Raw genomic sequence first — 14382 nt, forward strand, 5'->3', positions numbered from 1 at the left:
ACCTGATCTTTTCATAGTACCCCCTTTATAATTATATATTTCTCAATCCTTTTTTTTATTAAAATAAGGATTGTTTCTGGTTTTCTTATAGTATGTTAAATATCTCTTTTTGTGGTTCTTTGGTCTTGTTATTGAATGAAATACATTGCACCATTTCAATATTCACTTAATATGAAAAAGCATGTTTTGATTGTAGGAGGAGGATTTGCAGGAATTAATCTTATAAAATCTCTCAAGAATGACAAAAGGTTTAAAATTACTTTGGTAGATAAAAACAACTACCATTTCTTTCCACCGTTGATTTATCAAGTAGCAACATCGTTTATAGAAGCTTCCAATATAAGTTATCCTTTCCGTAAGCTATTTTCTGAGAATAAAAATGTGAAATTCCATATGGGAAGTCTGATCAAAATAAATTCTGAAAACAAATCCATAGAAACAGATACGGGAATATTAAGTTATGATTATCTCATTCTGGCACTCGGAACAGAATCTAATTTCTTTGGAATGGAAAATGTAAAAAAACATGCCCTTCCGATGAAGAATATTGAAGAAGCACTTTATCTGAGAAATCATATCCTGTTAACTTTTGAAGAAGCTGCGCGTAATAAAGATATTACAGAAGCCGAAAAATTACAGAATATTGTTATTGCAGGCGGTGGTCCTACCGGCGTTGAATTGGCAGGAATGCTTGCTGAAATGGGTGGCTATATTGCGCAAAAAGAATATCCTGAGATCAAATTAAGACTTTCCAGTATCTATCTGATTGATGCACTCCCTTCTCTGCTTTCACCAATGAGTAAACTTGCTCAGACCACAGCTTATGAAAAGCTTAAAGAATTGGGTGTAAAGGTACTTCTGAATGTTTCTGTAAAAGATTATGTAGATTCCAAAGTGATCTTAAGTGATGGAAAATCAATAGAAACTGAAACCCTGATCTGGACTTCAGGAGTGATTGGACGCGAAATAAATGGCTTGCCGGAAGAAAGTATAGGCAAAGGAAGAAGAATTCTGGTAGACGCTTACAATAAAGTGGAAAATACCGAAAATATCTATGCTTTGGGGGATATCAGCCTTATGCTTTCAGAAGAAAAATATCCGAAAGGACATCCTCAGCTTGCTCAGGTCGCTATACAACAAGGAAAAAATCTTGCTGCTAATTTTAAGCGGATAGAAGATGAAAAAGTATTGGAACCCTTCCGGTATAGTGATAAAGGTAGTATGGCGATTATTTCAAAATATAATGCAGTAGTAGATCTTCCGAAACATTCATTCAAAGGATTTATCGCGTGGCTTACATGGCTTTTTATCCATATTATTCCTTTGGTAGGATTTGGAAATAAAGTTCAGTTGGCAGTGGACTGGTTCCGTTTATTTATTACCAATAATCCTTCTATCAGGCTGATTCTTTATCCCAAAAGAAATGCAGGAAACGGATCGTCATAATTAAATCCATTCCTAAGGAAAATAATCAGCATCTGGATTGATATTAATTTTAATTGATTACTAAATTTTATTTCTGCAAAAAATCTTGTTGTATAAGTGAATAATCGGTCATCTTGTTTTTGGATTAAAAATTTTAAAAGGCGCTTTAGGGGAGTTTTTATAAGATATTTCATAAATTTACATTTCTGTATCCAATTGAGGTCAGTATTAAAATTCTTCTCAGGTGAAAATTCACAACAAAAAAAAGTACCTAAGTTTTCTAAAATTTAAAAGAGATTTCCAAAAATATGGACTGGAAAAAGCACGCAGCTATGAGCTTATTTTACATTGGCTGAACAACAGATTAAGCAGAAACCAGTTTTTGGTACTTTCCGGAATTCTGGTGGGTTGTACAGCGGGATTGGCTGGTGTGATCTTAAAAACATTGGTGCATAACATTCACTATTTTATTACCAATAAGGTTCACTTCGAATATCAGATCTTATTTTACATCGTTTTTCCTTTCCTGGGAATTGTTTTGACAACGATGATTGTTCTTACCTTATTTAAAGGACAAGATAGAAAAGGGATTGGTGCTATTCTTTATGAAATTGCCCAGAATTCAAGTATTGTTGCTTCTGTAAAAATGTATTCCCAGGTGATTCAGAGTGCTGTTACTGTTGGATTGGGAGGTTCTGCCGGATTGGAAAGTCCGATTGCGGTTACAGGTGCAGCGATAGGATCAAATTATGCACAAACCTACAGATTAAACTATAAAGAACGTACATTATTACTGGCTGCCGGAGCTACTGCCGGAATTGCATCAGCTTTCAATGCTCCTATTGCCGGGATTATGTTTGCTTTTGAAATTCTGCTTACCGGAGTCGTTTTTACAGATTTTATTCCTTTGGTGGTAGCTGCTGTCTGTGGAAGTCTTTTGTCAAGGATCCTGCTTCAGGAAGATGTTCTTTTCAGATTTTATACCAGAGATGCTTTTAATTATAAAAATGTTCCCTACTATTTAATCTTAGGAATTGTAACAGGTTTATATGCACGTTATTTTGTAATTATTTCTCAGAAAGTAGAGCATTTTATTAAGGGACTTCAGCTTTCAAGAATGCGTAAAGCGATGTTTGGAGGTGCTGTTCTGTCACTTCTGTGTGTCTTGTTTCCGCCTTTATTTGGGGAAGGATATGAAACGGTAAAAGCCTTTACCAACGGAGACACTCACTCTATCATTGAAAACAGTTTTTTCAGGTATTTCGAAATTGGAGAATGGACAATCATTATATTTCTGGTCCTGATATTATTATTAAAGGCATTTGCAACTTCTTTTACGATATTCAGTGGTGGAAATGGAGGAAACTTTGCGCCATCTCTTTTTGCTGGTGGAACTCTAGGGTATTTATTTGCTTTGGTTTGTCAGCATATAGGATTTGAAGATGTTCCGGTAACAAATCTTGTACTGGTAGGAATGGCTGGAGCTATGAGCGGTGTTTTATATGCACCTCTTACAGCGATATTCCTGATCGCGGAATCTAGTTTTGGGTATGATCTGTTTATTCCTTTAATGATCGTTTCTGTCATGTCTTACCTTATTGCAAAATGGTTCTCTCCTATCTCTCCTGAATTGAAATCCCTTGCAGATGAAGGAAAAATATTTACAAATAAACATGATAAAAACCTTCTTTTTGCTTTAAGAACTGATGATTTTATTGATAAGTATTCACAGACTATTCCTGAAAGTTCTTCTGTGTCAGAGCTTTTTGAACTCGTGAAAAACGGAAATAAAAATATTTTTGCAATTGTAGACGAAAACCGCAAACTGAAAGGAGTTTTAACCTTGGATGATATCAGACCCTATCTTTTTAATAAGGAATTTGATGCTTCTCAATCGGTAATTAATATAATGAAAGCTCCTCCCGCGGTACTTCACCCTGAGAACAGACCTTTGGATATTCTTCAAACCTTTGATGACACGGGAGTCTGGAATCTTCCTGTTGTGAATGAGAACAATGATTTTATTGGGTTTATTTCGAAGTCTTCTATCTTGATGAGTTATAGACAATTGCTGAAAGAATATTCAGATTAAAGAGATCATTTGAAGACCGAGTAGTAACTTAACTGTTAAAAAATATCCTTTTGCGGTTTAAAAAAATCCGTTCAATTTAATATTGAACGGATTTTTTAATCTAATAACGATAATTGGAAATTAATATTGGCTTGCTTTGTTCAGTAAATCAATGTCTTCCTGGTCTAAAATAAGTTTAGGTGCATTGAAAAGGGTTTCAAGCTGTGAAGAACTTGTAGCACTTACAATAGGAGCCGTAACTAACGGATTTGATAATAACCATGCTAAAGCAACTGTTCCCTGATTGCTATGATACTTTTCACTTACCTGATCCAATGCCTGTAAAACTTCTAACCCTTTAGGATTTAAATATTTTCTTACTCCTTCTCCTCTTGCACTTTTTGTGAGATCTTCTTCAGTACGGTATTTTCCGGTAAGGAAACCTGCAGCCAAAGACCAATAAGGGAATACACTCAAATCAAACTGTTCCACCAAAGGAGCATAGTTTTTTTCAAAGCCTTCTCTTTCCAATAAGTTATAATGTGGCTGTAATGCAACATATTTTGGAAGATTATTCTTTTCTGAAGCTTCAAATGATGCTTTCAGACGTTCAGGAGAAAGATTGGATGCCGCAATATAACGTACTTTCCCGGCTTTGATGATTTCATCATATGCAGAAAGTGTCTCTTCTACCGGAGTTGTATGATCGTCAAAATGGGTGTAATAAAGATCAATATGATCTGTCTGAAGTCTTTGAAGAGATTCATCTACTGATTTCAGGATATGTTTTTTGCTGATATCATAGCCGTGTTCTTTAGTTTCAGAACCAACTTTAGTTGCTAATACGATATCTTTGCGGTTATTGCGGCTTTTCATCCATTTTCCAATGATCTCTTCAGATTGTCCGCCTTTTCCATTTACCCACCATGAATAAGTATCTGCCGTATCTATAAAATTGAATCCGGCATCTGTAAACTGATCAAGAATATCAAATGATTGCTTTTCATCCAATGTCCATCCAAAAACATTTCCACCAAAATTGATAGGTGCAACTTCTAAGTCGGTATTTTTGATTTTTCTTTTTTCCATAAAATAATTTTACTTACTGACCTCTAAGGTAAGGAATATTGGTTGTTTACAGTATTTAAAATACCCATTGAGGTTATAGTTATAATAAATAAAAAATGTAGTATTCATATGGCTTTGTATACGTATGAGGTATAAAAAAGCAAGACTAAAAAGTCTTGCTATAAATATGAAAATTATTAAAATTAGTTCTGCTTTTCAGGAGAGTCTAATTCTTCTCCAAATCGATAACTTGCAAATCTGCCTGTTTCTTTAGGATTTACAAGATCCATTTCTGAATTCCCCCATGGCCAGCCTCCAAATTGGGTTCTTCGATATTCTGCATAAGAATCCTCCAGTTCTCGGTCCGTATTCATTACAAATGGACCTCTTGCTGCGACAGGTTCTCCTATAGGTTCTCCTTCTAAAATAATTATTTGAGCAGCACCGCTTCCATTTTTAATTCTGATTTCTTCTCCTCCATCCAGCTCAGCGAATAATCCTTTTTCCATGGTATATTCATCTAGATTTAGGATAGAATTTCCATCATAGAAAAACAGATAACGATTCATTGTAGAATTTACAGCTGGTAGAACAAATTCTGTTTCAGGATCCATTTCTAAAAGTGCAATCCCAACATGATGGTTAGGATCTTTTGCCCATGAATTCTCAAGTGGGTCAATAGATTTCACCCCATTGTACTCTCCTAAAATTACTTTGATTTTTACATTTCCTCCATTTTCATTCTTGATATTGGATTCCGGAATTTTCTCTTTCCAAAGCATTTTATAATCTGGCTCTGTCATTTTACTTTTTGATGGTAAATTCATCCAAATTTGAAAGAGTTCTAAAGGATTGGGTGCATCATCGTTCACAAGTGGAAACATTTCCCCGTGCAAAACACCGGATCCTGCACTCATCATCTGTACATCGCCTTGTCCGTAACGACCTTTTGATCCTTTTGAATCGAAATGATCAACATAACCTTTAGAAACAATGGTTACAATCTCAAAGCCACGATGTGGATGGTGTGGAAAACCAGGAATTTCCTCTCCGTGGTACATTCTCCAATCAGCATCCCTATTGAAATCATTGCCAATTGATCTTCCCTCTAATGATGCGTCTGGTCCCATATTACCATTAGCCTGTGGATAATTATCTTTGTGATAAACTCCGATAATAAACGGATCACTAATAGGCATGCCGCCTACTATTCTCGATAGATTTTTAACTTTCATTGTGTAAGTGTTTTTTTATTATTACTATTTGTGTTGTTTACACACTCTAATTGCTCAAATTCGAGACCAATTTATCCCGTGTCAGCTTCTGAAAATCATTGTTAATGATTTCTTAAAGTTACTTATAGTATTAATCATAGTTTGAGAGGAACTCAGGTTTTTGATGGAAAATTAAGCCCTAAAAAATATGTCAAACTGGCTGAAATAAAGGCTGGAATGCTGACATTTTAATTATAATTTACCTGTGGATATCTTGGGTTATCATCGCTTGGTCAGCTTAAATATCATTTTTGCTACAAAAAATGCACGAATAAAGCTATTCGTGCATTGGTAGTGTTATAAAATAATTATCTTTTATACAATCGTAACTTACTGTTTAGCATAAGGAATCTCAAGGGTGTTGAGCATCAGCTTATATTCCTGCAACTGAAGATTGATCGTTTGTAATCCCTGCCTGAAGAATGTTGATGTATTAAAAAGCTGATGGTAATACTCTATTCCTTCCAATATATTCTTCTTGAAGGTATTCCATTTTTTAGTTTGTGAGGTTGTAACTTGTATTGATGGGTCTTTAATCTCTTTTTTCAGATAATCAACATACATTTTCAATTCATTAATGAACATATTGGGACGTTCATTATCCGAAAGAATATTAGTATTTCCATAAATATGCTTTACCATTTCTGAAAGTGAAACTTCTTTATCAAAAAAGGCAATATTGGGTCCGGGGCAAATGACAACGCCTTGTTTCTCACCTTTAATTTCAATTCCTTGCTCCATGTATGCAGAATTTACCAATCCTACACATAAACATGCTTTATCTGTAATTTCTGATTGTCTCTTTTCAAATTCTTCTACAGAAATTGTTTCTTTTTGGGAGTTCAGTTCATTCAGTTTGATATCCTGATATTTCTTAGATGCTGTACAAGTTCCTTCCGGTGAATACTCTTTACTTAATGCTAATAATTTCTTTGGACATGAGCTTCCATATCTTCCATTGGCTGCTTTCTGTTGTTTTAATAGTTCATTAGATGTTCCTTTTATAGTATTGAATGGAACGCCAAGCGGTGAGATCTTACTCAGGTAAAAATCCTGTTCTTTAGATTGTAAAAGAAGTTTTCTGGTTTCATGGTCAACAGAAGTTGCTTCAGGCACCAATAAAAAGGGAGACCCCCAGCCAATACTATCTACATTATAAGTTGCCAATAGGAAATCATGCTCCTCAGAGGTGCCTACTCCACCCTGTACGGTGATTTTCATTTCTAAAGGTTGAGAAACACTGAATTTCCCTTTCTGTTCTAAAGCATTGACCATTAATGAATGTGCAGACTGAATCAGATCATCTTTTTTCTGCCTGAATTCATCCATAATAGGACCTAAAAGCATTCCTTCGGTAGCAAAGGCATGCCCTCCGCAGTTCAGCCCGGATTCTATTCGGTATTCTGAAACCCACAACCCTTTTTTTGCTAGAAAATTTCCCTGGATCATGGCAGAACGGAAATCACTTACTTTAAGAATAATTTTCTTTTTCAGTATTCCATTTTCATCCGGGAAAAAATCTTCAAATTCTTCCATATAACTGTATAAACGGGGATTCATGCCCGCAGAAAGAACCATAGAAGAAGATAATTTACTATTGGCAAAACCACGAAGTGAAGCATGCGCATCATTATACATGACAGGAAGCTGTTCATTCTTTTTATAGTTGTCTTTATCAACTTTTGTCATGATATTAACATCAATATTTCCTGGAGCTAAGTTGGTTTCAATAAAATTCTTAATGCTTTCTCCCCAACTTTCCTTTTGAGAAATAAGATGCTGTAGATTGTTTTTAAGGTCTGAAGTATTAGGCAGCATTGCCATAAAGTCTTTCAAAGCTTCTTTATTCTTACTGATTTCCTGTTTGAAAGATTCAAACTTTTCATTCACGATATCATCTACCATGTCCAGATAAGCAGTAATTCTTTTGGCTCTGTAATCTTCTGTTTTGGTTGAAATTCCTAAATAATTAAGATTAAACTTTTGATTATAAAAGTTCTTCATTTTTTCCAGAATTTCATCATCAATGATAGAAATCACAGAAGAAATTCCATATTGTGCAACGCGGATCGGGCTGTCTATAGTATAAGCCAATCCCATTACCGGAATATGGAAATTGTGTAACGGTTTAGTTGTCATTATGTTTCAATAAAAGTTATTTATTTAATGCAACTAAAAATTCTTTCAACTAATTCACTGCTTAAAAGTATTGCTTTTTAAATTAATTATGCATTAAATAGTATGTCTAATGTTAAAAATATGCTAAAAGTCATTTTATTAATTGTTGGAAATATACGAAGGCGCACAGCTTTTAGTCTTAAAACGCAAGAAAATCTAAGATTTTCATTAATAGATGCTCTATTTTTGCTATGAATGCATGAATGTTTTAATGATGATGACCTTAATTTTATATTGGGTTTAAATTAAACCTGTAGTTGAATCTTAGTTTTACTTCTGAAATAAAACCATTCGTGCATCCGGGGTGGTGACAGACTATCATAAAAAAGGTTTCATTTACCCAAGTAAACAAAACCTTTTCTCTTTAAAAAATATTGGTGGTAAGCAGCGATTATTCAGCTTTATTCTTTAGCATCATCAGAAGACTGTAAGCTCCTTTCTGTACAATTTTTTTATCTTTTAAGAAGTCAGCTTTCAGGATTTCTGTAAACTGATCATCTGAAATACCCGTTACCACAGGAATCATCTTATATTTTGATTTCCCAAGGTCTTCAAAAACATAGTTCTTATTTTCAAAAGCTACTACCGCGTCATTGGGAAGTCCCTGAGTATATCTGCTGCTGATATTCACTTCTGCGTTGATGTACATTCCTTTTACAAACTCTGTATTTGTAGTGGATAGTTTGGCTATAGCCGTTGCCGAACCACCATTTTCAATACTTGGAACAAGGCTTACAATTTTAGCATTCGATTTAAGATCTGGATTCTGATTGTTGTAAACTAGGATTTCCTGTCCTACTTTTACGTCATTGACATCGTTTTCAAACACTTTTAATTCCAAAAGTAATCCCGTAGGATTGATCAGCTCAAATAAAGTATCAGCCGGATTGATATATTGTCCGTTATTTACTAATATTTTGCTTACAAAGCCATTGAAGGGAGCATAAATATTGATTTTACTTCTGATATTCCCTGTGCTTAAATCTTTTGCACTAATACCAATGATTCGAAGTTTTTCTTCAAGACCTTTCAATGTGGCATTCAATGTTGAATAGTCAGCCTGTGCGGTTTGTAATGTCTTATCACTACTGGCTTTGCTTGTGTTAAGATCTTTCTGTCGGTTAAAGTTCAGTCTTGCCGCTTCCAGTTGTGCTTTGGTTACCAGATAATCCTGCTGTAACTGAATAAATTGTGGATCTTCTACCACAGCAAGTACTTGTCCTTTACTGAAATGACTACCATTAATCACGTTGATCGATTTGATATGCCCGCCCATAATGCTTGAAACGGAACTGATATGAGATGGGGAAATTTCAGCTTTTCCATTCAGGCGTACAAGTTTTTCCATATTCCTGTCTTGAACAGTTGTTGTGGTAATTCCAACTGATTTCATCTGTTGATCTGAAAGCTGAACCGTATTCTCACCGCCCTTGGTAAATTTTGTGTTTTCATAAACTGTTTTTTCTTCTTCTTTCTTGCCTGAACATGAAGATAAAGCAAACACTAAGGCCAAGCTGTATATTGATATTATTTTGAATTGCATTACGCTGTTATTTTGAAATTAAGAAATTAAGTTCCGCTCCGATTTGGTTGAGTCTTTCCAGGCTGTCGATATAATCTGCTTTGGTTTTTACGGCTTGATTGACCAGGATTACCCAGTTCAGATAATCAATTTCTCCTACATCCATCTGTTTTTGTGCTGTTTTTAAAATGGTTTCGGATTTCGGAAGCTGTTTCTGCTCATAATTTTCAATGATTCTCTGTTGATTCATGTAATTATTCAACTGCTGCTCCAACCTGTTTTTAAGTTCAATTTCCTTTCTCTGGAACTGATTTTCAGTGATGGCAATTTTAGCTTCTGCTGCCTTTGCCAATGCTCTCTGTCCCTTGGTAAACAATGGAATTCCCACTCCTACCTGAACTGAATTAAAGCGGTTGTTGTTAATGTTTTTCATGCTTTGGTTGGTATAACCTACAAGAAGTTCGGGAAGCAATCTGCTTTTTTCAAGCTGTACTTCAGCCTCACTTACTTTTATTTGCTGCTGTAAATACTGAAGTTCCGGATGCTGCTTTACCATTTCCTCAGAAATCTGAAGCCCAATATTCATAATAGGTTTATCTGAAACGGGTTGATAAGGCTTTTCAGACTGAAGAAGTAACTGAAGCTGTAGTTTGGCAATATTCAGGTCATTGTCAAGAGAATTCAGCTGTACTTTGATCTGTTCTTTCTGAATCTCTGCTGTGGATTCTTCTAAAATATTGGCTTCTCCTTTCTTTAATCTTAGTCCGGCTTTATCAGCGAAATTGTTATATAATTGGCTGATATATTCCAGAACTTTTTTCTTTTCCTGAAGTACTAAAATTCGATAGAAAACATCGGTAACTTCTTTGGTCAGTTGTGTTTTTGTAAGATTCTGATTAATCACACTTGCGTTCCATTCAGCATTCAGCATCTGTTTTCTTTTGGAATAAACGGTTGGAAAGCTGAACCTTTGAGAAATCCCGAATGAATTGTCTGTTTCTTCTCCCTGAATCTGCCCGAATGCTCCGGTAATTTCCAATTGGGGAAGATCCAAATAGCTGCCTTTTAGTTTTTCCTGATAATCAGAGATTAACTTTGTACTTTTAAGTGTTCCGTTTTGTTGGTAAGCTTTTTCAAGTGCCTGCTCAAAAGTAATGTTTTCCTGAGCCTGAAAGCTTCCGAAAGAAACTAATAATAAGATAACAGACAGTTTTTTATAGTTTATTTTTTTAGAGAATTTCATTTTATCTTTATTAATATGTTCAAATAAGACGTAAAGGATTGGAAGAACAAACAGCGTTAAAAGGGTGGCAAGCATCAATCCACCGATTACTACTGTTGCCAGAGGTCTTTGTACTTCTGCTCCGGCACCGTTACTTATTGCCATAGGAAGAAATCCCAGTGATGCTACAAAAGCAGTCATCAAAACCGGACGAAGTCTGATTCTTGTTCCCATCAGTACAATTCTGCTTGTGTTATTTATTCCGTTCTTTTTCAATCTGTTAAATTCTGATATTAAAACAATTCCATTAAGTACAGCGACCCCAAATAAGGCAATGAATCCAACTCCGGCACTGATACTGAAAGGCATACCTCTTAACGCAAGAAAATACACACCTCCGATGGCTGATAAAGGAATTGCAGTATAGATCAGTAAACTGTGTTTTACAGAACCGAATGCAAAGAATAAGAGTAAGAAAATCATGACCAATGAAATAGGAACTGCAACTCCAAGTCTTGCTTTTGCTTCATTTAAGTTTTCAAAAGTTCCCCCGTAAGAAATAGTGTACCCGGGAGAGAATTTAAGGTTTTTACCAACTTTCTGCTGAAGTTTTTCCACCACAGTCTGTACATCTTTTCCTCTTGCATTAAAGCCTATGATAATCCTTCTTTTGGTATCTTCCCTTTGGATTTGATTTGGGCTGTCTTTTAATTCTACTTTTGCAAGCTGAGATAATGGTATCTGCTCTCCCGAAGACGTAGGAACCAATAAATTCTGGATACTCGCAATGTCTTTTTTATGTTCATTATCCATGCGGACAACAATGTCAAACTTTTTCTCACCTTCATATAATGCCCCTGCCGTTTGTCCTGCAAACGCCATGTTGATAACTCTATTGATTTCTGCCACCGAAATATTGTATCTTGATAATTCGGAACGGTTATAATCAATGACCACCTGTGGGGCTCCTTCAACGGGTTCTATATAAAGGTCTTGAGCTCCTTTTACTGTATTGATTATGCTTCCCAGCTTTTTGGCATAGGTTGTAAGACTGTCAAGGTCTTCACCATAGATTTTACAGACGATATCCTGTCTTGCTCCGGTCATCAATTCATTGAAACGCATTTGTACAGGAAACTGGAAACTGGTTGTCAATCCTGGTATTACGCTCAATGCTTTGCTCATTTTTTCAGAAAGTTCTGGAAAAGAGGTGGCAGATGTCCATTCTTTTTTAGGCTTTAAAACAATGATCATATCTCCCGCATCCATTGGCATTGGTTCTGTAGGAATCTCTGCACTTCCGATCTTGACCACGATCTTCTGTACTTCCGGAAACTGTTTTAAAAGAATACTGGAAGCTTGTGTTGTTACTTTTTTCGTTTCATTAATGTTACTCCCCTGAAGGATTCTCATTTCAACCGCAAAATCACCTTCTTCCAATGACGGAATAAACTCTCCTCCCATTCTGGAAAGTGTGAAAACAGCACCGGCAAAAAGTACCAGAACACCAATGATTATCGTTTTTCTGAACTTTAAAGCTTTCATCAGAAACTTTTTATGCCCAATTTCTATTTTAGACATTACCCTATCGGAAATATTATCTTTTTCTTTTTTCTTTCGGCTTAAAACCAATGAGCTCATCATAGGAATATAAGTAAGGGAAAGAATAAATGCGCCTATTAATGCAAAGGCAACAGTCTGAGCCATAGGTTTGAACATTTTTCCTTCAATTCCCTGAAGAGTAAAGATCGGAAGGTAAACAATCAGGATAATGATCTGACCGAAAACAGCACTGTTAACCATTTTAGTAGCAGAACTGGAAACCTGATCATCCATTTCTTTTTTGCTGAGCATATTGTCTTTTCCAAAATGTTTTTTATGTGCCAACTGATGCAGAACGGCTTCCACAATAATAACGGCACCATCCACAATAAGCCCGAAATCTAACGCTCCAAGGCTCATCAGGTTTCCTCCTACTCCAAAAATATTCATCATAATGATGGCAAAAAGCATTGCCAGAGGAATTACTGATGCTACCAATAATCCAGCTCTGAAATTTCCAAGGAATAAAACAAGAATGAAAACTACAATCAAAGCCCCTTCCATCAAGTTGGTTTTCACGGTACTGATGGTATTATTAACCATTTTCGCCCGATCAAGGAAAGGTTCAATCACAACTCCTTCCGGTAAAGATTCCTGTATTTTTTCAAGCCTTTGCTTGATATTACCAATGACAACATTCGCATTTTCACCTTTAAGCATTAATACAATGGCTCCGGATACCTCACCCGTGTCGTTATAGGTCATGGCACCATACCTCGTTGCATACCCGATTTTCACATCAGCTACATCTTTTATATGAACAGGAATACCTTCTTTTGTTTCCGCTACCTGAATGCTTCCTATATCTTCCTTTGTTCCCAAAAGCCCTTCACTTCTGATAAAAAGTACAGTTTCCTTCTTCTCGATATAGGCACCTCCGGTATTCTGGTTGTTGTTCTCCAAAGCTGCAAAAACATCATTGATATTGATATTAAATGCCTGAAGTTTGTTAGGATTAATAGCAATTTCGTACTGTTTCAGCTTGCCACCGAAGCTGCTGACATCTGCTACACCTTTGGTTCCTAATAACTGGCGTCTCACCACCCAATCCTGAATAGTTCTAAGTTCAGTTTCATCATACACATTTTCATAACCTTTCTTGGCTCTTACCACATATTGGAAAATCTCACCCAATCCGGTAGAAATAGGTCCCAGTTCAGGCTTTCCGATTCCTTCAGGAATGTTACTTTGCACAAGCTGTAGCCGCTCCTGAACCTGTTGACGTGCCCAATACACATCGGTATCATCATCAAAAACTACAGTTACCAATGAAAGTCCAAATCTTGAAAGACTTCGGAGTTCTGTAATTCCACTGATGTTACTTGTTGCCTGCTCAATGGGAAATGTTACGAGACGTTCGATATCTGCAGCACCATACGATGGCGCAGTAGTAATAATCTGGACCTGATTGTTGGTGATGTCAGGCTGAGCGTCAATAGGAAGTTTGGTTGTTTCATATACTCCGAAAAGCACTAAGCCTATGGTGAACAGAGCAATGATGAGTTTATTCTTTACAGAAAACTCAATAATTTTGTTTAACATGAAAAAATTATTAATTGAGAACTTGTAGCATGTATAAAAACTGCCAGGATTTGTTCTGAACTATAAAAACTTTAAAACACTTAAGCTATTTTAAGTGAAAGTTATAAGCTCATAAAGTACACTTAAGTTTGTGAAAATCTGATTTTCATCTTTAGTGAACTCATGTCGGAACAGCATTCGGGTATGCTACAGGTTGTATTGATAAATAATAAGAATTGACAGCTTTAGACAATAGTTTAAAGCATTGATTTTCAATTTTAAATCAATTAAGAAAGCCGTGGAGGCTGGAAAATATTGGAAAGGTAAAGGTTTGAGAAGTCCTTTTCCTGATAAATACTGTTTTTCTGAGGAATTTTGAATTCCTTAGGTTTCTGGATTTTAAATAGTCATTCCTTAAAAAGCTAATTTTTCATTTTGAAAATTATACTTGCCTAAGAAGATTTTGAGAACAACTTCGAGCCAAAAAAGAATTTGTTGT

Annotated in this window: 7 protein-coding genes; 2 read left to right on the forward strand and 5 right to left on the reverse strand. The window is 35.7% G+C overall.

Annotated features, from left to right (window positions below):
• Nucleotides 1-171: 171 nt before the first annotated feature.
• Together BW983_RS06130 and BW983_RS06135 are read left to right on the forward strand one after the other, a co-directional pair.
• Nucleotides 172-1446 carry an NAD(P)/FAD-dependent oxidoreductase gene (locus BW983_RS06130; RefSeq protein WP_076550885.1) on the forward strand — a complete coding sequence of 425 codons (1275 nt, stop codon included), beginning with the start codon at nucleotides 172-174 and terminating at the stop codon, nucleotides 1444-1446.
• Between the two features lie 223 nt (nucleotides 1447-1669).
• A complete protein-coding gene (locus BW983_RS06135) occupies nucleotides 1670-3517 on the forward strand; it encodes a chloride channel protein (protein WP_076550727.1) in 1848 nt (615 codons plus the stop codon).
• A gap of 120 nt (nucleotides 3518-3637) precedes the next feature.
• On the opposite strand, the gene BW983_RS06140 is transcribed toward BW983_RS06135, so the two are convergent.
• From BW983_RS06140 to BW983_RS06160, 5 genes are all read right to left on the reverse strand, one after another.
• Nucleotides 3638-4585: an aldo/keto reductase gene (locus BW983_RS06140; protein WP_076550729.1), complete on the reverse strand. Its 948-nt coding sequence runs from the start codon at nucleotides 4583-4585 to the stop codon at nucleotides 3638-3640.
• A 182-nt stretch (nucleotides 4586-4767) separates the two neighbouring features.
• A complete protein-coding gene (locus tag BW983_RS06145; RefSeq protein ID WP_076550731.1) occupies nucleotides 4768-5799 on the reverse strand; it encodes a pirin family protein in 1032 nt (343 codons plus the stop codon).
• Between the two features lie 369 nt (nucleotides 5800-6168).
• Nucleotides 6169-7977, reverse strand: a complete 1809-nt coding sequence (locus BW983_RS06150) for a hypothetical protein (protein WP_076550733.1) — start codon at nucleotides 7975-7977, stop codon at nucleotides 6169-6171.
• Nucleotides 7978-8407: 430 nt separating this feature from the next.
• Nucleotides 8408-9559, reverse strand: a complete 1152-nt coding sequence (locus BW983_RS06155) for an efflux RND transporter periplasmic adaptor subunit (protein ID WP_076550735.1) — start codon at nucleotides 9557-9559, stop codon at nucleotides 8408-8410.
• A gap of 7 nt (nucleotides 9560-9566) precedes the next feature.
• Complete coding sequence (locus tag BW983_RS06160) at nucleotides 9567-13904, reverse strand: CusA/CzcA family heavy metal efflux RND transporter (RefSeq protein WP_076550737.1); 4338 nt, start codon at nucleotides 13902-13904, stop codon at nucleotides 9567-9569.
• Nucleotides 13905-14382 lie beyond the last annotated feature (478 nt).

Origin of the sequence: Chryseobacterium ureilyticum, from assembly GCF_900156735.1 — a bacterium.
Taxonomy (GTDB): domain Bacteria; phylum Bacteroidota; class Bacteroidia; order Flavobacteriales; family Weeksellaceae; genus Chryseobacterium; species Chryseobacterium ureilyticum.